This window comes from Pseudarthrobacter sp. W1I19 (assembly GCF_030817835.1).
GTDB lineage: Bacteria > Actinomycetota > Actinomycetes > Actinomycetales > Micrococcaceae > Arthrobacter.
Genome location: NZ_JAUSZR010000001.1, coordinates 2,722,251 through 2,743,419, shown reverse-complemented (window position 1 = coordinate 2,743,419; position 21,169 = coordinate 2,722,251). Strand labels below are relative to the sequence as shown.

Annotated in this window: 20 protein-coding genes; 13 read left to right on the top strand and 7 right to left on the bottom strand. The window is 65.8% G+C overall.

Going from position 1 to position 21,169, the window contains the following annotated elements; translation table 11 throughout:
* The first annotated feature begins 2 nt into the window (after nt 1-2).
* From QF038_RS12885 to xerD, 7 genes are all read left to right on the top strand, one after another.
* Nucleotides 3-257, top strand: a complete 255-nt coding sequence (locus QF038_RS12885; protein ID WP_307610497.1) for a hypothetical protein — start codon at nt 3-5, stop codon at nt 255-257.
* The gene (locus QF038_RS12880) at nt 257-1,072 is read left to right on the top strand and encodes a TlyA family RNA methyltransferase (protein WP_307610496.1); all 816 of its coding nucleotides are present in this window, start codon (nt 257-259) and stop codon (nt 1,070-1,072) included. The genes QF038_RS12885 and QF038_RS12880 overlap by 1 nt, the downstream gene beginning before the upstream one ends.
* Before the next feature lie 13 nt (nt 1,073-1,085).
* Nucleotides 1,086-2,111 (top strand): NAD kinase, encoded by a 1,026-nt coding sequence (locus QF038_RS12875; RefSeq protein WP_091422076.1) that lies wholly within the window; start codon nt 1,086-1,088, stop codon nt 2,109-2,111.
* Nucleotides 2,112-2,114: 3 nt separating this feature from the next.
* Nucleotides 2,115-3,854, top strand: a complete 1,740-nt coding sequence (gene recN / locus QF038_RS12870; RefSeq protein WP_307610494.1) for a DNA repair protein RecN — start codon at nt 2,115-2,117, stop codon at nt 3,852-3,854.
* 113 nt (nt 3,855-3,967) lie between these two features.
* Nucleotides 3,968-5,737, top strand: coding sequence for a CTP synthase (locus QF038_RS12865; protein WP_307610493.1), 1,770 nt, complete (start codon nt 3,968-3,970; stop codon nt 5,735-5,737).
* Nucleotides 5,738-5,763: 26 nt separating this feature from the next.
* A complete protein-coding gene (locus tag QF038_RS12860; RefSeq protein WP_307610492.1) occupies nt 5,764-6,423 on the top strand; it encodes an NUDIX hydrolase in 660 nt (219 codons plus the stop codon).
* The gene (gene xerD, locus QF038_RS12855; RefSeq protein ID WP_307610491.1) at nt 6,423-7,427 is read left to right on the top strand and encodes a site-specific tyrosine recombinase XerD; all 1,005 of its coding nucleotides are present in this window, start codon (nt 6,423-6,425) and stop codon (nt 7,425-7,427) included. The genes QF038_RS12860 and xerD overlap by 1 nt, the downstream gene beginning before the upstream one ends.
* 50 nt (nt 7,428-7,477) lie before the next feature.
* Here xerD and QF038_RS12850 read toward each other — a convergent pair whose 3' ends face one another.
* Nucleotides 7,478-8,167: a hypothetical protein gene (locus QF038_RS12850; RefSeq protein WP_307610490.1), complete on the bottom strand. Its 690-nt coding sequence runs from the start codon at nt 8,165-8,167 to the stop codon at nt 7,478-7,480.
* 76 nt (nt 8,168-8,243) lie between these two features.
* On the opposite strand from QF038_RS12850, the gene QF038_RS12845 reads away from it, so the two are divergent.
* Nucleotides 8,244-8,726, top strand: a complete 483-nt coding sequence (locus QF038_RS12845; RefSeq protein ID WP_307610489.1) for an 8-oxo-dGTP diphosphatase — start codon at nt 8,244-8,246, stop codon at nt 8,724-8,726.
* A 102-nt stretch (nt 8,727-8,828) separates the two neighbouring features.
* Here QF038_RS12845 and QF038_RS12840 read toward each other — a convergent pair whose 3' ends face one another.
* The 6 genes from QF038_RS12840 to QF038_RS12815 all read right to left on the bottom strand — a co-directional run bounded on the left by QF038_RS12840 (nt 8,829) and on the right by QF038_RS12815 (nt 15,711).
* Complete coding sequence (locus tag QF038_RS12840) at nt 8,829-9,968, bottom strand: bifunctional 2-methylcitrate synthase/citrate synthase (protein WP_307610488.1); 1,140 nt, start codon at nt 9,966-9,968, stop codon at nt 8,829-8,831.
* Between the two features lie 57 nt (nt 9,969-10,025).
* Entirely contained in the window at nt 10,026-10,928 is a 903-nt protein-coding gene (gene prpB, locus QF038_RS12835) for a methylisocitrate lyase (protein ID WP_307610487.1), read from the bottom strand.
* A complete protein-coding gene (locus tag QF038_RS12830; protein WP_307610486.1) occupies nt 10,929-12,449 on the bottom strand; it encodes an MmgE/PrpD family protein in 1,521 nt (506 codons plus the stop codon).
* Between the two features lie 10 nt (nt 12,450-12,459).
* Nucleotides 12,460-13,101, bottom strand: coding sequence for a GntR family transcriptional regulator (locus QF038_RS12825; RefSeq protein ID WP_307610485.1), 642 nt, complete (start codon nt 13,099-13,101; stop codon nt 12,460-12,462).
* A 265-nt stretch (nt 13,102-13,366) separates the two neighbouring features.
* Nucleotides 13,367-14,080 carry a response regulator gene (locus QF038_RS12820; protein WP_307610484.1) on the bottom strand — a complete coding sequence of 238 codons (714 nt, stop codon included), beginning with the start codon at nt 14,078-14,080 and terminating at the stop codon, nt 13,367-13,369.
* The gene (locus QF038_RS12815) at nt 14,077-15,711 is read right to left on the bottom strand and encodes a sensor histidine kinase (protein ID WP_307610483.1); all 1,635 of its coding nucleotides are present in this window, start codon (nt 15,709-15,711) and stop codon (nt 14,077-14,079) included. The genes QF038_RS12820 and QF038_RS12815 overlap by 4 nt, the downstream gene beginning before the upstream one ends.
* A gap of 174 nt (nt 15,712-15,885) precedes the next feature.
* On the opposite strand from QF038_RS12815, the gene QF038_RS12810 reads away from it, so the two are divergent.
* From QF038_RS12810 to QF038_RS12790, 5 genes are all read left to right on the top strand, one after another.
* Nucleotides 15,886-17,232, top strand: a complete 1,347-nt coding sequence (locus tag QF038_RS12810) for a cation:dicarboxylate symporter family transporter (RefSeq protein ID WP_307610482.1) — start codon at nt 15,886-15,888, stop codon at nt 17,230-17,232.
* A 234-nt stretch (nt 17,233-17,466) separates the two neighbouring features.
* Nucleotides 17,467-18,366 carry a ParA family protein gene (locus QF038_RS12805; RefSeq protein WP_307610481.1) on the top strand — a complete coding sequence of 300 codons (900 nt, stop codon included), beginning with the start codon at nt 17,467-17,469 and terminating at the stop codon, nt 18,364-18,366.
* Nucleotides 18,367-18,373: 7 nt separating this feature from the next.
* On the top strand, nt 18,374-19,186 hold the full coding sequence (locus tag QF038_RS12800) for a ScpA family protein (protein WP_307613471.1): 813 nt from the start codon (nt 18,374-18,376) through the stop codon (nt 19,184-19,186).
* Complete coding sequence (locus tag QF038_RS12795; RefSeq protein ID WP_307610480.1) at nt 19,183-19,845, top strand: SMC-Scp complex subunit ScpB; 663 nt, start codon at nt 19,183-19,185, stop codon at nt 19,843-19,845. Before QF038_RS12800 ends, QF038_RS12795 begins: the two co-directional genes overlap by 4 nt.
* A gap of 113 nt (nt 19,846-19,958) precedes the next feature.
* A complete protein-coding gene (locus tag QF038_RS12790) occupies nt 19,959-21,167 on the top strand; it encodes a pseudouridine synthase (protein WP_307610479.1) in 1,209 nt (402 codons plus the stop codon).
* Nucleotides 21,168-21,169 lie beyond the last annotated feature (2 nt).

Genomic DNA, 21,169 nt, shown 5'->3' with positions numbered 1-21,169 from the left:
GGATGACTGAGCTGAGCCCCACTGACGAATCCGCAGCAGCCCAGCCTTCCCCGGACTGGCCGCTGGGCAGCCAGGCCGACGTGATGGACCCGCTGGTCAAGCAGGCCCTGGCACCCCTGGACGGAATGCCTGGGATCCCCGTGGCAGACCACGAAGAGGTCTATAACGCACTGCATGACAACCTGCGGGCAGCCCTGGACACGGACCCCTCAAGCGGGGACCCCGCCATCAACCGCCCCTCGGACGGTGGCGCCTGATGCCGCTGCGGCTCGACCAGGCCCTGGTGGCCCGTGGCCTTGCCAGGTCCCGCACCCACGCGGCATCGCTGATCGCCGAAGGCAAAGTCAGCTCTGCGGGCCAGGTGCTTGGCAAGGCATCACTGCAGGTCGGTGAGGATAAGGACCTGGTGGTCCAGCACGACGGGCAGGACACCTATGTGAGCCGTGCCGGGCACAAACTGGCCGGCGCCCTGGAGGCCTTTCCCGAGGTACTGCCCGCGGGCAAACGGTGCCTTGACGCCGGGGCCTCCACCGGGGGCTTTACTGATGTGCTGCTGCGGCGGGGGGCCGCGCACGTGGTGGCGGTCGACGTCGGGCACGGCCAGCTGGTGCCCCGGCTGCGGGAAGATCCCCGCGTGGAAGTCCACGAGGGACTTAACGTCCGCTATATGTCGCCCGGGGATATCGGCGGCCCTGCGGCGCTCACAGTGGCTGACCTTTCCTTTATTTCGCTGACCCTCGTGGTCCAGCCGCTGGCGGGATGCACCCAACCCGGCGGTGATTTGGTGCTGATGGTGAAGCCGCAGTTCGAGATCGGCAAGGACCGCCTGGGACGTACGGGGGTGGTGACCTCCGAACGGGAGCGGCGGATGGCGGTGGAGAAAGTGGCCCGTGCAGCCCTCGATGCCGGCCTCGACCTGCGCGGCCTCGCGCAGAGCCCGCTGCCCGGCCAGGACGGAAACGTCGAATACTTCCTGTGGATAAAGCGCAGGATGAGCCAAGAGTTGCCTAAGATCGAAGAGCGAGACGCAGCCACCGCTGCCTTGCTCGGAACTATCTGGCACAACCACTAGAGAGCGGAACCTGATGAGCAGGCGCGTATTGGTCCTCGCCCACACCGGCCGCGAGGAATCACTGAAGGCCGCCTGGGAGGCCTGCGCCTTGCTGCACGCCTCCGGCATTGTCCCGGTGATGCAGGACTCGGAACTGGCGGACATGGAACGCTTCTTTGGCCACCTGGCCCAGCCCGTGGAAGTGCTCCACGACCACGTCCAATTGCCCGACGTCGAACTGGTGATGGTCCTGGGCGGCGACGGCACCATCCTCCGCGCGGCAGAGCTGGTCCGGGAAGTGGATGTGCCCCTGCTGGGTGTGAACCTGGGCCATGTGGGCTTCCTTGCTGAGAGCGAGCGGGCGGACCTCGCCCAGACCGTTGAATGGATCGCCAGCCGGGAGTACACGGTGGAAGAGCGCATGACCATCGACGTCCAGGTCTGGGTCCGCGGACAGAAGATCTGGCACACCTGGGCGTTGAATGAGGCAGCGATCGAAAAGGCCAACCGGGAACGCATGCTTGAGGTGGTCACCGAGGTGGACCAGCGCCCGCTGACCACCTTCGGCTGCGACGGCATTGTGCTGGCCACGCCCACCGGTTCAACCGCCTACGCGTTTTCTGCCGGCGGACCGGTGGTCTGGCCGGAGGTGGAGGCCCTGGTTATCGTCCCCATCAGCGCCCATGCGCTCTTCGCGAAGCCGCTGGTGGTCTCCCCGCGCTCACGCCTTGCCGTGGAAGTCCTGGGCCGGACGGATGCCCAGGGCGTCCTCTGGTGTGACGGCCGGCGATCCGTCGACCTGCCCCCGGGCGCCCGTGTGGAGGTCACCAAATCAGCCACCCCTGTACGGCTGGCCCGCACCCACCAGACACCCTTCTCGGCCCGGCTGGTGCGCAAGTTTGAACTGCCCATCCACGGGTGGCGCGGCCCTGTCCCCAAGGCTGACGCGATCCATACAGGGCCCATTCCCATCGTCCGGACGCCCCGTCCCATGCCGCCGCTGCAGGTGCCGGGCAGCGGGCAGCCGGACATCGATCCCGATCCCTCAACCGCAAAGTGAACCATGCTTGAAGAACTGAGAATCCGCGATCTGGGCGTCATCACCGACGCAACACTGCCGCTGGGCCCCGGGCTGAGTGTGGTGACCGGTGAGACCGGCGCCGGCAAAACCATGGTGGTCACCGCCGTCGGCCTCCTGCTGGGCGCCCGCTCTGATGCCGGTGCCGTCCGGAGCGGCGCCAAAAGTGCAACTGCCGAGGCTGTGCTGAAGCTCGACGCCGGCCATCCCGCCATTGAGCGTGCCCTGGAGGCGGGTGCGGAGGCTGAAGAGTTCGACGGCGGCGCGGAGCTGATCCTCGCCCGCCGCCTGGGTGCGGACGGACGCAGCCGTGCTTTCCTGGGCGGCAGGGCCGCCCCTGTGGGTGTCCTCGCCGAGATCGGCGAGACCCTGGTGGTGGTCCATGGCCAGTCGGACCAGATCCGGCTCAAGGGCGCCGTGGCACAGCGCGGTGCACTGGACAAGTTCGCAGGGGACGCCCTGGCGGGTCCGCTGTCCGCCTACCAGGAGCTGTACAACCACTGGAAGGCGAGCCAGGCCGAACTGGACAGCCTGCGCAGTGCTGCCCGGGACCGGCTCCGGGAAGCCGAATCCCTGGAGACCGCCCTCGCCGAAATCGATGACGTGGATCCGCAGCCGGGGGAGGACGAGCTCCTGAAGGCGGAGGCGGTGAAGCTCGCCAACGTGGAGGAGCTGCGGATCGCGGCGAGCACAGCCCACCAGGCGCTGATCGCTGAGGACTTCGGTGAAGCGGGCGACGCCACCACGCTGGTGGACGCCGCCAAGCGGACGCTGGAGCATGTGGCCGAGCACGACGCCGAACTGGGCTCGGCAGCAGCCCGCCTGGCCGAAGTGGGCTTCCTCCTGAACGACATCGCTACCGACCTCGCCAGCTACCAGGCCAGCCTGGACACGGAGGGGCCCGAACGCCTCGCAGAAATCGAGGAGCGGCGGGCCGTCCTTGCCAAGCTGATCCGCAAGTACGCCCCGTCCATCGACGAAGTGCTTGAGTGGGCGGAAAAAGCCCGCGTGCGCTTCGATGAACTGCAGGACGATTCAACCCGGATCGAAACGCTGGACGCGGAAGTGGCAAAGGCGGAGGCGGACCTGCAGAAGCAGGCGGCCGCCATCAGCAAGATCAGGGCCAAGGCCGCCAAGGAACTTTCCGCCCGGGTCAGTGCCGAGCTCAAGGCCCTGGCCATGGCCGACGCAACCCTGGTGATCAACCTCGAGCCCACGGGCCTGCTGGGGGCGCATGGTGCGGACGAGATCAGCTTCCTGCTGCAGCCGCACTCCGGCGCGCCGGCCAGGCCGCTGGGCAAAGGGGCGTCCGGCGGTGAACTCTCGCGGGTCATGCTGGCCATCGAAGTGGTGCTGGCTGCCGTGGATCCCGTCCCCACTTTCGTCTTTGACGAGGTGGACGCAGGCGTGGGCGGACGTGCCGCCGTCGAAATTGGCCGACGACTGGCCATGCTGGCCCGGCACGTGCAGGTGCTGGTGGTCACGCATCTGCCCCAGGTGGCAGCCTTTGCCGACCAGCACATCACCGTCACCAAAACTTCGGTCAGGGGGGCCGACGGCAAAACAGCCACCGGGTTCACGTCAAGTGATGTCCGCCTCCTCGACGGTCCCGAGCGGGTCCGCGAACTGGCCCGTATGCTGGCCGGCCAGGAGGACTCGGAGTCCGCGCAGGCGCACGCGCAGGAGCTGCTGGACGACGCGAAACTGCTGCCACAGCGGGCCTGACACAGCCCGGGGAGGCATCCGGACAACGGGCGGCCCCTTGCCTCCCGGACGGCCGGACCAGCAGACTTGATCATTTGGGGAAACAGTTACCGGACCCGTGGAAGGCTCATTTGATGATAGGCTCGAATTCCGTGGTGCAGCGATCAAATTCCCGTGTAAATTCCCGGTTCCCGGGCTCGTCCAAGACGACCAAACACATCTTCGTAACCGGTGGTGTGGCGTCCTCGCTCGGTAAGGGACTGACGGCATCGAGCCTCGGTCATCTGCTGCGGGCACGCGGCCTGTCTGTAACTATGCAGAAGCTCGATCCCTACCTGAACGTGGATCCGGGCACGATGAACCCCTTCCAGCACGGTGAAGTCTTCGTCACGGACGACGGTGCCGAGACGGACCTGGACATCGGACACTACGAGCGCTTCCTCGACGAAAACCTCGAAGGCTCGGCCAACGTGACCACCGGCCAGGTGTACTCCACTGTGATCGCGAAGGAACGCCGCGGCGAATACCTCGGCGACACCGTGCAGGTCATCCCGCACATCACCGATGAGATCAAGCGCCGCATGCGCCTGCCAGCCGAAGGCAAGAACGCCCCGGACGTCATCATCACCGAAATCGGCGGCACCGTAGGCGACATCGAATCCCAGCCGTTCCTCGAGTCGGCCCGCCAGGTCCGCCAGGACATCGGCCGGACCAACGTCTTCTTCCTGCACGTCTCGCTGGTTCCATACATCGGGCCGTCCCAGGAACTGAAGACCAAGCCCACCCAGCACTCCGTCGCCGCGCTGCGCTCCATCGGCATCCAGCCCGAAGCGATCGTCATCCGCTCGGACCGCGAAGTGCCCGAGGCGATGCGCGAAAAGATCGGCCGGATGTGCGACGTCGACATCGACGCCGTGGTCAATGCCGCCGATGCCCCCAGCATCTATGACATCCCCAAGACCCTGCACTCCCAGGGGCTGGACTCCTACATCGTGCGCGCCCTGGACCTTCCCTTCAAGGACGTGGACTGGACCAGCTGGGACAAACTCCTTGAAGCTGTACACAACCCCAAGCACCACGTGGAAATCGCGCTCGTTGGCAAGTACATCGACCTGCCGGACGCCTACCTTTCGGTCACCGAAGCCCTGCGCGCCGGCGGGTTCGCGAACGACACCAAGGTCAAGATCCGCTGGGTCCCCTCGGACGAATGCGAAACCCGCGAAGGCGCCATCAAGGCACTCGACGGCGTCAACGCCATCTGCGTCCCGGGCGGCTTCGGCATCCGCGGGCTCGAGGGCAAGCTGGGCGCACTGAAGTTCGCCCGCGAAACCAAACTGCCGGTCCTGGGACTCTGCCTGGGCCTGCAGTGCATGGTCATCGAGTACGCCCGCAACGTGGTGGGGCTGGAAGGTGCGTCCTCCAGCGAATTCGAGCCCGATTCCAAATACCCCGTCATCGCCACCATGGAAGAGCAGCTGGAGTTTGTGGAAGGCGGCGGCGACCTCGGCGGCACCATGCGCCTGGGCCTGTACGAAGCCAAGCTCGACGCCGGTTCGGTTATCGCCGAAACCTACGGCAAGACCACCGTCAGCGAACGCCACCGCCACCGCTACGAAGTGAACAACAAGTACCGCGACCAGATTGCGGCCGAGGGGCTCGTCTTCTCCGGCACGTCCCCGGACGGCAAGCTCGTGGAGTTCGTTGAGCTGCCCGCGGACGTCCACCCGTACTACGTGGCCACCCAGGCACACCCCGAACTGAGCTCGCGCCCCACCCGGCCGCACCCGCTGTTCGCCGGCCTGGTGAAGGCGGCACTGGACCACCAGGAGGGCGCCGACACGGCCGCCGTTCCGGGCACCGGTGCTGCCGAGGCCGCGCCGTCCGGTACGGTAGCCGCTAAGTAGTTCAGCACGACATAAAGGACGGCGCGATGCCCGGTACACACGAAGCCACCCATGTAGTAAAGGTTTCGGATGCACCGAGCCCGCGCCGTCTTTTGTCCACTGAGAAGGTCTACGAAGGCCGGATCTGGGATGTAGTCAGCGATACCTTCCAGCTGCAGGACAGCGGCGAGGCACTCACCAGGGACTACATTGACCACCCCGGCGCCGTTGCTATCCTCCCCATGAACAGCGACGGCGAGGTCCTCCTCCTCAAGCAATACCGGCACCCCGTGGGCATGGATCTGTGGGAGATCCCGGCCGGGCTGCTGGACGTGGAGGGCGAGGACTTCCAGGTGGGCGCGGCCCGCGAACTCGCCGAAGAGGCGGACCTTGCCGCCGGCACATGGAACGTCCTGGCCGACGTCTTCAACTCACCGGGTTCCTCCAGTGAGGCCATTCGAATCTACCTGGCCCGTGAACTCACCGAGGTTCCGCACCATGAGCGCCACGAGCGGACGGACGAGGAAGCCGAAATCGAGTTCCACTGGATCAACCTGGATGACGCCGTGGAGTCCGTGCTGGCCGGCCGCCTGCACAACCCGTCCGCCGTCGTCGGGATCCTTGCCGCGGCTGCCGCCCGCGCTGACGGATTTACCGGGCTTCGGCCGGCGGACGCGCCCTGGCCCGAGCACCCCAGCCAGCGCTGATGGCCCCTGGTCCTTCGGCTGAGACGGCACTTCCGGCCGGGGAGGCGAAGACCCTCCCGGCAGCGGCCCCCACTGCCATAGACCGCGCCATCACCGACTACCTCCAGCACATGGGGGTGGAACGCGGGCTGGCGGCCAACACCCTTGCAGCGTACCGCCGGGACCTGGCCCGGTACTCCCGTTACCTTGCGGCTGCCGGCTGCATCCGCCCGGAGGACATTACGCGCCATCACGTCACAGGATACGTCCGTGCTTTGTCGGACGGGTCCGACGGCGGCACTGCCCTGGGCGTGCGGTCCGCGGCGAGGACGGTGGTGGCCGTGAGGGGCCTGCACAAGTTCTGGGCCCTCGAAGGATTCACCCCTGCCGACCCTGCCAGCGACGTCCACCCGCCGATGCCCGGGAAGCGGTTGCCGAAGGCCATCAGCGTGGACGAGGTCACCAGGATCCTGGAGGCGGCCGGCACCGATACTGCCACTGGACTGCGGGACCGCGCCCTGCTGGAGTTCCTCTACTCCACCGGGGCCCGGATCAGCGAAGCCGTGGGCCTGGACGTGGACGACATCTCCCTCCAGGAGGCGGAAAGCGGACCTGCCATTGTGCGGCTCTTCGGCAAGGGCTCCAAGGAGCGTCTGGTGCCGCTGGGGTCCTACGGAGCCAGGGCCCTGGACGCCTACCTGGTCCGCGGCCGCCCCCTGCTGGCGGCCAAGGGCAAGGGCACGCCGGCCTTGTTCCTGAATGCGCGCGGCGGCCGGATCAGCCGGCAGAGTGCGTGGACAATCCTCAAAGCGGCCGCCGAGAAGGCCAACATCACCAAGGATGTTTCGCCGCACACCCTCCGGCACTCCTTCGCCACGCACCTGCTCGAAGGCGGCGCGGACGTCCGGGTGGTCCAGGAACTGCTGGGCCACGCCTCAGTAACCACCACGCAGGTATACACACTGGTCACTGCGGACACACTTCGGGAAATCTACGCGGCAGCACACCCGCGGGCGCTCGGCTAAAGCTGCGCCGGAACAGCCCTGAGCTGCCCGTTGGATTGCCCTTCGGGGATCTAGAGCAGCGCCTCGATGGTCAATTCCACCGGGCCCAGCAGGAAAGCCAACACGGACGTGCCCATGCCTGCCAGCAACATCAGACCCGGATGCGCCAAACCGATGACAACCTGGCGCAGGCGCGGGCGGCCGCGGAGGAACGATTTCGGTACCCGCGAAAACGTGGGGACCTGTCGCCAGCCGCGAAGCCGCCGCAGGAACCAGGCGCAGCGGGCAACAAACGCCAGCCACAGGACGGCCACCACCAGCGGGACCAGGGCTGCCATTAGATTGAAACCCAGGGCGGTCACTTCGCGCTCTGAATCACCTGCCAGGGCCTGGATGGTGGTGGAGATGGACGCACTCAGCACTACCGAGATGGCCCACACCAGAAATGCCGCAACGAGCGCCAGGAAGCGCACGAAGAACAGGCCCAGCACCGATTCCCGGGCGGCCTTCACCTGCTGCCGGGGAGTCACGTGGAGCACGGCAAGGGTGCTGAGCAGCGTGGGCAGTGCAGCCGCGGCCACCAGCACGTACCATGTCCAGCCGGCCAGGTCCACGAATTCGTCCACCACGATCAGCAGTGTCCAGAAACAGGCCCAGGCCCAGCCCCAGTACAAGGGGCTGCGCACCAGCCACTCCGGCAGGCGGGCGTCGACGGCCGAGATGCGGGCCGGCCGTATCCCGTGGGCAGATTCGGGAGTCACAGGTAGAGCTTGGCATATCCGGACGCCTCCTGGCGCTTCTTCGCGGACAACTCCCGGACCCCATAGGCTTGGGCGTATGACTGCAGCACGGGTTACTCTCTGTTTCCTGCTCCGTGACGGGGATTCGGGCCCGGAGGTGCTGCTGGGACTCAAGCGGACCGGCTTTGGCCTTGGCAAGGTAGTGGGGATCGGTGGGCACGTGGAACACGGCGAGACTGACGCCCAGGCCGTGGTCCGTGAGGTCCGGGAGGAAACCGGCGTGGTGGTTCGCCAGGAGGACCTCGCAGACGCGGGCGTGGTGCAGTTCGTCTTCCCGGCCCGTCCTGCCTGGGACATGCACACGCGCCTCTTTACTGCCCGGACATGGCAGGGTGAACCGGTGGAAAGCGACGAGATCCTCCCCGAGTGGTTCCGCGTGGACACGTTGCCGGTGGAACGGATGTGGCAGGACGCCGATCACTGGCTGCCGGTGGTCCTGGAAGGCGGCAGGGTCAATATCGTGGTCACCATGGACAGCGACAACGAAGGCGTTGCGTCCTCGGAAAGCCTCCTGCCCTAGGCCTCCAGCCTTGAACGGCTGCCGCCCCCTTTAATTGCCGACGGCGGCGCGGGTCACCTCAAGGTGACCAGGCCGCCGTCGAACTTTCAGTGAAAGACCGCCCTACGGAACGTGCCGCTCCTCCGGGCCGACGTACTCGCTCAGCGGGCGGATCAGCGAGTTGGCGTCCAACTGCTCCATGATGTGTGCCGTCCACCCGGTGATGCGGCTGGCCACAAACAGGGGAGTAAATGTTGCTGTGTCGAATCCCATGAGGTGGTAGGTGGGGCCCGCCGGGTAGTCAAGATTGGGCTTGATGGCCTTTGCTTCTTCCATGGCCTGCTCCAGGCCGTTGTAGAGGCCCAAGAGTTCGGGGCGGCCGTAGTGGGCGATCATCTTGTCCAGGGCGGCCTTCATGGTGGGCACGCGGGAGTCGCCGTGCTTGTAGACGCGGTGGCCAAACCCCATCACCTTCTTTTTCTGCGCCAGCGCGTTTTCCATCCATGCCTTGGCCCGGGCTGCCGCTTCCTCAAGGGACTCCTGCGGGCGGATGCCGATCTCGTCGAACGTGTGCATCACGGCTTCGTTGGCGCCCCCGTGCAGAGGCCCTTTCAAGGCGCCAATGGCACCGGTGACCGCCGAATGGAGATCCGACAGGGTGGAAGTGATGACGCGGGCGGTGAACGTGGACGCGTTAAAGGAGTGCTCCGCATAGAGGATCATTGACACGTTGAACGCCTCCACCACCTCCGGCACCTGTTCCTCGCCGAAGGTCATCCAAAGGAAGTTCGCCGAATAGCCAAGGTCCTCACGCGGCTCGACGACGCCCTGCCCGTGCCGGCGCCGCTGGTCGTATGCCACTACGGCCGGCATGGCAGCAAACAGGTCGATGGCTTTGGCCATGTTCGCTTCGCGCGACGCATCCTCGGCCAGGGGGTGCCGGGCGCCCATCACCGACGCCGCCGTCCGGCACACATCCATGGGGTGGGACGTCTCCGGCAGCGCATCGATCACCTGCTTGACCACCGGATCCAGGGCCCGGCCGGCCCGCTCGCGTGCAGTAAACTCCGTCAGTTGCTCCTGGCTGGGCAGCTCGCCGTTCCAGAGCAGGTAGGCCACCTCCTCGAAGCTGCACCTGGCCGCCAGCTCCTGGACGGGGTAGCCCCTGTACAGCAGGGAGTTGGTGTCCGGGTTGACCTTCGAGACGGACGTGTAATCCACCACGACGCCGTCTAGGCCCTTTTTGATGTCCACTTCAGCCATGCTGAAACTCCTTCGTTCCTGTCGCCTGTTGCACCGGCGGTACCCGGTGCAGCTTTCCTACTCCCCGGGGACCCGGAAATTGAACACTCCGCTGTCGAAGCGGTTGTAGCCTTCGTAGTCAACGAGATCGTAGAGGCGTGCGCGGGTCAGCATGCTGCCGACCTGCGCCTCCTGCGTACCCTGAGCCCTAATCGATTCCAGCGTACGCTCGGCAGCGCCCATGGCACTACGGAGAAGGGTCACCGGATATATCACCATGTTCACTCCGACGCTCTGGAGCTGGTCCACGGTGAAGAGGTCGCTTTTGCCGAATTCGGTCATGTTGGCCAGGATGGGCACTTCGACGGCGTCACGGATGGCCTGGAATTCTTCCAATGTTGCCATGGCTTCGGGGAAGATGGCGTCAGCCCCTGCGTCCACGAGGGCTTTGGCACGGTCCTGTGCGGCTTTCAGTCCTTCCACGGCGCGGATGTCGGTGCGGGCCATGATGAGGAAGTTGGGGTCACGGCGGGCGTCGGCCGCGGCGCGGATGCGTTTGGTTGCCGTCTCCAGGTCCACGACGTTTTTGCCGTCGAGGTGGCCGCAGCGTTTGGGGTTGAACTGGTCCTCGATGTGCAGCCCTGCCAGGCCGGCGTTTTCGATTTCCTGGACGGTGCGGGCCACGTTCATGGGTTCGCCGAAACCGGTATCGGCGTCCACGATGGCGGGCAGGTCCGTCATGCGGGCGATCTGCCCTGCCCTGGTGGCGACTTCGGTGAGGGTGGTCAGGCCGATGTCGGGCAGGCCGAGGTCGTTGGCCAGGACCGCACCGGAAATATAGACCCCGGCGAAGCCCTTCTCCTCGATCAGCCGGGCCGAGAGCGGGTTGAACGCACCCGGGAACTGCGCGATGGCCCCGGAGGCCAGGAGTTCGCGGAACCGGATGCGTTTCTGTTCGGGGGTGACTTTGGAGTAGAGCATCTAGAAGAGTCCCTTGGGTGCGGCGCCGAGGTTGATGAGGCCGGGGGCGGCGGTGATGTTCAGCTGGTCCAGTTCCCCTGCGGGGAGTTCGGGGAGGCGTTCGACGGCGGCGAGGAACCGTTCGATCTCGGCTTCCTCCACGAGCCCGGCGGCGAGGGTGCGGAACTTGTGGATGTACTGCTCCCGGCCGAAGGGCCGGGCACCGAGGGGGTGGGCGTCGGCGACGGCGATCTCATCGGTGATGACAGTGCCGTCGGTGAGGGTGATTTCCACGGAGCCGCCGAAGGCTTTTTCGTTGATGTCCAGGGAGTGGTAGCGGCGGGTCCATTCCGGGTCTTCCTCGGTGGATACTTTCTGCCAGAGGTCCACGGTGTCCGGGCGGGCGGCGCGTTCGGGGGAGTAGGAGTCCACGTGGTGCCAGGCGCCGTCCTGCAGCGCGACGGTGAAGATGTACGGGATGGAGTGGTCCAGGGTCTCCCTCGAGGCGGTGGGGTCGTACTTCTGGGGGTCGTTGGCGCCCGAGCCGATCACGTAGTGGGTGTGGTGGCTCGTCTTGATCAGCACTGACTTCACGTTGGCCGGGTCGGTGGCTTCGGGGTGCTCACGGTTCAGTTTCCGGGCCAAATCGATCCAGGCCTGGGCCTGGTACTCGGCCGAATGTTCCTTCGTGTAGGTGTCCAGGATGGCCCGCTTGGCCTCGCCCGCTTCCGGCAAGGGAACCATGTAGGAGGCGTCCGGGCCGTCCAGCAGCCAGGCGATCACCCCGTCTTCGCCTTCGTAGATCGGCACCGGGGACGTCTGCCCGCGCATCGCCCGGTCGGCTGCCTCTACCGCCATCTTCCCGGCGAACGCGGGGGCGTGGGCCTTCCACGTGGAGATCTCGCCCTTGCGCGACTGCCGCGTTGCGGTGGTGGTGTGCAGGGCCTGGCCGACGGACTGGAAGATCGTCTCGACGTCCAGGCCCAGCAGGGTGCCGATGCCGGCCGCGGCGGACGGACCAAGATGGGCGACGTGGTCGATCTTGTGCTTGTGCAGGCAGATCGCCTTCACCAGGTTCACCTGGATCTCATACCCGGTGGCAATCCCGCGGATCAGGTCCCGGCCGCTGGAACCCACATGCTGGGCGACGGCGAGGATGGGCGGGATGTTGTCGCCGGGGTGGGAGTAGTCCGCAGCAAGGAAAGTGTCGTGATAATCCAGCTCCCGCACCGCCACTCCGTTGGCCCAGGCCGCCCATTCGGGGGAGACCCGTTCGCCGATCCCGAAAACCTTCGCACCCTTGCCACCCGTACTGGGCCGATGGGTGAGTGTCTGCGCGCGGGCGGCCACGATCGGGGCCCGGTTCAGCGACGCGATGGCCACCGAGGCGTTGTCGATGATCCGGTTGATCACCATCTCCGTGACGTCGTCAGTGACCTCCACGGGGTCGGCGGCAACCCTGGCGATTTTGTGCGCCAGCTGGTCTTCGCGGGGGAGGTTCTCTTCGCTCTTGTGGACGCGGACGTGGTGTTCCTTGACCATGGGGCTCCTTCTAGCGGGGTGTGTGGGTTGCTTTGATGTGGGACAGGCTGCGGTGCAGATGCAGGGTGGTGGCCGCCTGCGCCAGTCCCGGGTTGCCGATGGCGATGGCCTCTGCGATGGCGGCATGTTCGGCTGCCGCGGCTCTCAGCCGCGCGGCATCGTCGGCCGCCATGCGGCGGATGCGGACCAGGTGGACCCGGAGGCTCCGCATCGCCTGCGCAAGGTAGGAATTGGAGATGGCGGTGTCGATGGCAGAGTCCAGCCGTTCCACCAGCAGGTAGTAGTCCTCCAAAGCGGGTGCGCTGTTGCTGATCAGCGAAGGAGCCGCCCGGAAATCCGCCTCAAGTTTCCGGAAGGTTCCGGCATCGCCCCGTTGCGCCGCCAGCGCCGCAGCCTTGCCTTCGAGCGTCTCGCGCAGTTCGAACAGTTCGTCGATATCCTCCAGCGAGATGTCGGTGACGACGACGCCGCGGCCGCCCGCCGCCGTCGTCAGCCCTTCTGCAGCCAGGCGGCCCAGCGCCTCCCGGAGTGGAGTGCGTGAGACGCCAAGCCGCTCCGCCTGTTCCACCTCGGCCAGCAAGGTGCCCGGCTGGAGCCGCCACTGGACGATGTCATCGCGGAGCGCCGTGTAGGCGCGGTCGCTGGCTCGCACTGGTTGTCCCTTCGTTGGTCCAGCCAGTGTATACAAGGAAAGCCGAAAAAGCAGCAGGACGGCTATGTCTTGCGGACAAAAGCACTGAGTGTATACATATTCCGGAGTGGGATTTTGCCTGACTCAATCACCGGACGCCGCCAGGCTCAATCACCGGACGCCGCCACGCTCAATCACCGGACGTCGACTGGCACAATCACCGGGCGCTGCCAGGCTCCAGCACCGGGCGCTGTCAGGCTCAATCACCGGAGGCTGGTACGAGCAATCACCGTGCTGCCCACCGGTATTCGTTTTCCGGCCGGCCTGGAGTGCCGTAGCGCGCAGTCCTGGATACGGTTCCGGCGTCAGCGAGGTACTCCAGGTAGCGGCGGGCCGTGACGCGGGACATGCCCAGGGCGTCCATGACTTCCGTGGCGGATACAGCACCCTGCTGCTCCTTCATAAACTCCTGGACCGACGCCAGGGTTGACACCGAAAGCCCCTTCGGCAAAGGCAGTTCGGAGGGGGCCCGAAGGCTGGCGAACGCCTGGTCCACGTCCGTCTGGGAAGCTCCAGCCTTTCCGGAACCCCCAGGCGGGCCTGCCAGCTGCTGCCGGAACTGGCGGTAACTCTCCAGTTTGTCCGCGAAGGTGGCGTAGGTGAACGGCTTAATCAGGTACTGGACCACGCCGATGGCCACGGCGCTGCGCACGATGGCCAGTTCGCGGACGGCGGTGATGGCGATGATGTCGGCCAGGATCCCGGACGCCCGCATGCGGCGGGCGATATCCAGGCCGTGGAGGTCGGGAAGGTTCATGTCCAGCAGGACGAGTTCCACCGGGTTGCCGGCCGCGGCGAACTCGTTGAGCAGCCGCAGGGCGGACTGTCCGTCCGGGGCAGTGCCGGCCAGCTCGAAGCCCGCCAGCCGCCCTACGTAAGCTGCGTGTGCGGCAGCTGCGATAGCCTCATCCTCCACCACGAGGACCCGGATGTTGCTCACGGTTGGTGCTCCTTCTTTGCCGGCGCCGCGGCGGGGAGGAAAACTTCGAACTTGGCACCACGCCGGCCATTGATTGTCAGGGTACCCCCCAGTCGGTGCACAGCCTGGCGGACCAGCGCGAGGCCGATGCCCCGTCCGCCCTGGCCTGCCGGTTTGGTGCTGAAGCCATGCCGGAGCAGGTTTTCCGCGGCAGTGGGCTCGATGGCGGGGCCCGAATCGTGCACGGTGATATCCAGGCCTTCCTCGTCGGCCTCCACCGTCAGCTCCACCTGCCGCGGGGCCGGTCCGTCGGCCGCCGCATCCATGGCATTGTCCAGCAGGTTGCCAAGGATGGTTACCAGGTCCTGCACGGCAATCCCCGCCACGCTCGCCGAGCCAAGCGCGGCCACGTCCAGCTGCACGCCCCGTTCGTGCGCCTCGGCCACCTTGCCCATCACCAGGGCACCAAGCACAGGCTCATCCAACGAACTGACCATGTCATCTGTCAGCTGCTGACTGAGTTCGAGGTCCTTCGTTGCGAAGGACAGGGCCTCCTGCGTGCGCCCCAGCTCCAGCAGCGAAACCATGGTGTGCAGCCGGTTAGCGTGCTCGTGGGTCTGCGCGCGGAGTGCGTCAGAGAGCGTGCGCATGGTTTCCAGCTCGCTGCCGAGGGCTTCGATTTCCGTCCGGTCCCGCAGGGTTGCCACTGTTCCGTAGACGGGGGTCTTGCCGCGGCTGGCGGACACCTCGGGCCCCTTTGCAGGTCCCTGGTTCACCACCAGGATGCGTGAGCCGGTCAGGACAATCTCGTCCTTGGCGCTGCGCCCCGACTCGAACAGTGTCCGGAGCCCTTCATCAAGGGGCAGCTCGGACAGTGACGGCGGCCGGGTGGGGTCCTTGCTGCCGGGACTGTCCAGGCCCAGCAGTTCGGCCGCCTGGTCGTTGTACATCACCACGTGGCCCTTGGTGTCGATCAGGATCAGTCCCTCCCGCACCGAATGCAGCACCGACTCGTAGTAGGCGAAAAGCTGGGCCAACTGCTCAGGTCCCCAGCCGCGCGTGACTCGCCGGAGGTACCGGCCCAGCAGCCACGAGGCCAGCGAACCGCCCACCAGCAGGGCCAGTCCGATGGCGACGAGGGCGGGCAGCCGGCCGGAGAGGGCAACGTCCACGCTCCGGACCGTGACGCCAGCGGCCACCAGTGCTTTGACGTTCCCGGCAGCATCCTTCACCGGCGCTATGGTGCGCACCGAGGGTCCCAGTGTTCCGGCGGTAACCTCGGTGAACGTTTCACCGCGCAGTGCGGCATCAATGGACCCGATGTAAGGTCTGCCGAGTTCCTCGTTGCGCGGATGCGTCCAGCGCGTCCGGTCCGGCGCCATGATCGTCACGAAGTCGGCGCCCGACCCCGCCATCACATTGAGGGCGTAGGGCTGCAGCAAAGCCGAGGGATTGGTGGTGTCCGCAGCCTGGAGGACCAGGGGATTGGCGGCGATCGCGGCAGCAACGCCGGTCATCCGGCGCCCGGCTTCCTCATACGTCCGGTCGCGGGCGTCGATGAACGTGGCGGTGCCCACGATCGCGATGAAGGACACCACAATCAGCAGGTTCGCCACAAAGAGCCGGCGGGCGATACTCCAGCGGTGGATCATCTGTACCTTTCCCCAACCGATTAACTTCGCCCTGGCCGAACTGCGTCACGACCAATATGAACGCAACGGTGAGCTGGGTCACCACCTGTCCAATGATGGATATCACACCGGAGGACGTGGTGAGCCCAGAGACTGTGCCGCAGCGTCTACCAGATTATCCAAAGGAGACACATCATGGCTTCTCAACGAGGAGAGTCGCTTGACAGCGTGAAGACGCCGCGCAAGGGCCTGGACAAATCGCATTACCTCTACATTGCCGTCATCGTCGCCGTCATCCTGGGCGCCGTCGTCGGCCTGCTGTTCCCCGAGGTGGGCAAATCCCTCAAGCCGCTCGGCGACGGATTCATCAAGCTCATCAAGATGATGATCGCCCCCATCATCTTCTGCACCATCGTCCTGGGCATCGGCTCCATCGCCAAGGCAGCCACGGTTGGCAAGGTAGGCGGCCTGGCGCTGCTCTACTTCGTCATCATGTCCACCTTCGCCCTGGCCATCGGCCTGGTGGTAGGCAACATCATCCACCCGGGCGAGGGCCTCAAGCTCACCCCCTACGATCCCAACAAGAAGGCCGCCACGGACAGCACCGTGGACTTCCTGCTCGGAATCATTCCCGGTGACATCCCCGTCCTGCCGACTTTGTTCGCTGCTATCCTGGTTGGCTTCGCACTGCAGAAGATGGGTCCGCAGGGTGCCCCCATCCTTAGGGCCATCAGCCACGGACAGGTCCTTGTTTTCCGCATCCTGATCATGATCATGTGGCTGGCCCCCGTTGGTGCCTTCGGTGCCATCGCCGCCGTCGTGGGAGCTACCGGCTTCCAGGCCATCGTGAGCATGTTCACCCTGATGATTGCCTTCTACATCACCTGCGCCCTGTTCATCGTGGTCATTCTCGGTGGCCTTCTGCAGGTGGTGTCGGGCGTCAACATCTTCAAGCTGATGAGGTACCTGGCCCGCGAATACCTGCTCATCTTCTCCACCTCATCCTCCGAAGCCGCGCTGCCCCGCCTGATCGCCAAGATGGAACACCTCGGCGTCTCCAAGCCGGTCGTCGGCGTCACGGTCCCCACCGGCTACTCCTTCAACCTTGACGGCACGGCCATCTACCTGACCATGGCATCCCTCTTCGTCGCCAACGCCATGGGCACCCCGCTGGACCTCGGCGCGCAGATCTCGCTGCTGGTCTTCATGATCATCGCCTCCAAGGGTGCAGCCGGCGTCACCGGCGCAGGCCTGGCCACCCTCGCTGCCGGCCTGCAGGCACACAAGCCCGAACTGCTGGGCGGCGTGGGCATGATCGTCGGCATCGACCGGTTTATGTCCGAAGCCCGCGCCCTGACCAACTTCACGGGCAACGCCGTGGCAACGGTCCTGATCGGCACCTGGGTGAAAGAAATCGACGGCGACCAGGTTGGCCGCGTTCTCTCGGGCGAGGAACCCTTCGACGAGGCAACCATGCTGGCCCACCACCACGGCGAGATGGCACCCAAGGAAGACGCCACCCGAGCGGTTTCCACCCCCTAGCCTCCGCCCTTCGCTAACCTCAAAACTGCCCTCGCAGCCTCTGCTGCGGGGGCAGTTTCGTGTGCCGGAGAGGCGAGAACCTTCGACCTCAGCTAGAGGGTAAAGGCTCAACATCCGCGGAAAGTCAAGTTGCCTCGAATACCGTGTCGGGCGCTGTAACCTTGGGAAGAAGCAGGAGCGTTGCTGGCCATCCAGCGGCAGGAAATCACCGTCATCGAAAGTGTGGATAGATACGTGAGCAGCGAACAGGGTTCAGCAACTCTGGAGGGCACGGAATTCGACCTGGAAGACGCGGTGATGGGGCCCACCGGGCGCCCATACCGCGAGTTCCCGGAACCCGCGCCGCTGTCCTCCCACGGTCCGGCCCGCGTCATCGCCATGGTCAACCAAAAAGGCGGCGTCGGCAAGACCACCTCCACCATCAACCTCGCGGCAGCGCTGGCTGAATACGGCCGCCGCGTGCTCCTGGTGGACTTCGATCCCCAGGGCGCCCTGTCCGCCGGCCTTGGCGTCAACCCCCACGAACTGGACCTCACCGTCTACAACGTCCTGATGGACCGCAAGGTCAACATCCGGGACGCCATCCACCAGACCGGTGTGGAGAACGTTGATCTGCTGCCGGCAAACATCGACCTCTCGGCAGCCGAAGTGCAGCTGGTCAACGAGGTGGCGCGCGAGCAGGTGCTGGACCGTGCGCTCAAGAAAGTCGAAGACGACTACGACGTCGTCCTCATCGACTGCCAGCCATCCCTTGGCCTCCTGACCGTTAACGCCTTGACCGCGGCACATGGCGTGATCATCCCGCTGATCTGCGAATTCTTTGCCCTCCGTGCCGTGGCGCTGCTGGTGGAAACCATCGACAAAGTCCAGGACCGGCTCAACCCCCGCCTGCAGGTGGACGGGGTGCTGGCCACCATGTACGACGCCCGCACGCTGCATAGCCGCGAAGTGATCGCCCGCCTGGTGGAGGCCTTCGGGGACAAGGTCTTCGAAACCGTCATCAAGCGCTCCATCAAGTTCGCCGACGCCACCGTGGCCGCGGAACCCATCACCAGCTACGCCGCCACTCACGTGGGGGCCGATGCTTACCGCAGGCTGGCCAAGGAACTGATTTCGCGCGGTGGCGCACCCTAACCACGCCGTGGCCGAAACCAAGCCCGGCTTTGAGGTGCGGCTGGCCAACTTCACGGGTCCGTTCGACCTCCTCCTGGGGCTGATCGCCAAACACCAGCTGGACATCACCGAGGTGGCCATCGCCACCGTGACCGATGAGTTCATCAAGTACATCCGCAACCTGCAGAAGCTGGGCGAAGAGTGGGCCCTGGACGAGGCCAGCGAATTCCTGGTGATCGCCGCGACGCTCCTGGACCTCAAAGCTGCCCGGCTCCTGCCTGCCGGCGAGGTGGACAATGACGAAGACATTGCGCTGCTGGAAGCCAGGGATCTGCTCTTCGCCCGCCTGCTGCAGTACAAAGCCTTCAAGCAGGTGGCCGGCATCCTTGGTGAAACCCTCCACCAGGAGGCCCGGCGCTTTCCCCGGCAGGTGCCGCTGGAAGGACACTTCGCCGCGATGCTCCCCGAACTGGTTTGGAAACATACGCCCGAACAGTTCGCCCGTTTGGCGGAGGCGGCCATGCGGCCGAAGGCTCCACCGCCCACGGAAGTGGGGCTGGCCCACCTTCACGGCGGTACCGTGAGCGTCAAGGAGCAGGCTGAAATCGTGGGGCTGCGGCTACAGCTGGAGTCGCCGCTGACGTTCCGTACCCTGATCGCTGACGCCGACTCCACCCTGATGGTGGTGGCCAGGTTCCTCGCCCTCCTGGAACTGTTCAGGGATAAGGCAGTGTCCTTCGACCAGCTCTCGCCCCTGGGGGACCTGGCCGTGCACTGGACGGCCGGCAGCGGGGACTGGTCCGCGGAAAACCTGAGCGAGGAATTTGAGGAGCAGTTGTGACCCAGCAACCAACAGAGGACGCAGCGCAGGGGGAGCCGGACGTCAACAGCCTTCCCGGCGGTGCCAAAGCGGCCCTCGAGGCCGTGCTGATGGTCATCGACGAGCCCGCTACAGAAGAGGAGCTGGCCGCGGGCCTGGAGCTGACCGTTGATGCGGTGGGCGCCCTGCTGGCAGAACTCCAGCGGGAGTATAGCGGCTATACTGTTAACGCCCCGGATATGGATTCAGCCAGCCCAGCTGGTTTCGGCTCCAGCCCCCGGGGTTTTGAATTGCGGAAAGTCGCCGGCGGCTGGCGGATCTACTCCCGTGCTGATTTCGCCCATATCGTGGGCAAATACGTGCTGGAGGGGCAGACGGCCAGGCTCACCCAGGCCGCCCTGGAAACGCTCGCGGTGATCGCTTACCGCCAGCCGGTCTCCAGGGCCAGGGTGTCCGCAATCAGGGGAGTTAATGTCGACTCCGTCGTACGGACACTCGCCCAGCGCGGGCTGATCGAGGACACGGGAACGGATCCCGAGTCCGGCGCCATCCTCTACCGGACCACGTCGTACTTCCTGGAACGGATGGGAATCAGTTCAGTGGCCGAGCTGCCGCAGCTGTCCCCGCACCTCCCGGGGCTGGACGGGATCGCGGAGTTTTACGACGCCGAAACAACGTAGGCAGGGACCATCCCTGGCTGCAGCACGAGTATTTACAAGGGCAGATAATTTCTGCGCGGCTGGCTAGGGTTGTCTGTGGACACCTTGCCGGCCAACATATCGAAGGACGGGTCATGACACAGGCGGGACGCCAGGGTTCACCACGTAACAGTTCGGGACGCAACAGCTCCGGGCACAAGAACACACCGGGACGCAGCAGCTCCCAGGGCGGCACTTCAGCCGGCGGCTTCCGCGGCGGTTCAGCCAAGCGCGGCACCGGATTCGGCAGCGACCGCCCGCACCGCGCACCCAAGCCGCGCGAGGAGCGCTTCATCGATCCGGACCAGGCGCCGGAAGCCCGGACAGGCGGGGGAGCCCCGGAACCAAGGGCTGCCAAGCCTTCTTCCCGGAAGCCTGCCGCGCGCAAGCCCGGAGCCAAGAAGGCACCCGGCACACCAGGGGCACCTAAGCAGAAGCCGCGGACCGGCGCCCCGGGGGCAGCCGCCTCACGCGCCTTCGGCAGCGAACGCTTCGGCCAGAACCTCGGGCCGATCCGCAAGCCGTCACGCAAGAAGGGCCCGCGCGGCGTCGTTCCCCAGTCCGAACTCCACGATGCCGACGGCGTGCGCCTGCAAAAAGTGATGGCGTCCGCCGGGGTGGCCTCGCGGCGCGTCTGCGAAGAGATGATTGCAGAAGGCCGGGTGGAAGTGGACGGCCAGGTGGTTACCGAACTCGGTGTCCGCGTCGATCCGAAAACCGCCGTCATCCACGTGGACGGCATCCGGATCCAGCTGGACGAAAACATGGTCTACATGGTGTTCAACAAGCCCAAGGGCGTCGTCTCCACCATGGAGGACCCCGAGGGCCGGCCCTGCATCAGCGATTTCCTCCGGAACCAGCACGGCGAACGGCTCTTCCACGTGGGCCGGCTGGACGTCGCCACCGAGGGGCTGCTCCTGCTGACGAACGACGGCGAGTTGGCCAACCGCCTGACCCACCCGTCCTACGAGGTTCCCAAGACGTACCTCGTCCAGGTCCGCGGCCCGTTCCCGCAGGGGATCGGTACCCAGCTCAAGCAGGGTGTGGAACTGGAGGACGGTTTTGCGAACGTCGATTCCTTCAAGCTGGTGGACTCCACCCCCGGGCACGTGCTGATCGAGGTAGTGCTGCACTCCGGCAAGAACCGGATCGTCCGCCGCCTGTTCGACGCCGTCGGATTCCCGGTCCTGCGGCTGGTCCGCGTCAAGGTGGGACCCATCGGCCTGGCCGACCAGCGCCAGGGAAGCATCCGCAACCTTGGCAAGCAGGAAGTCGGCCACCTGCTGGCATCCGTAGGACTCTGACC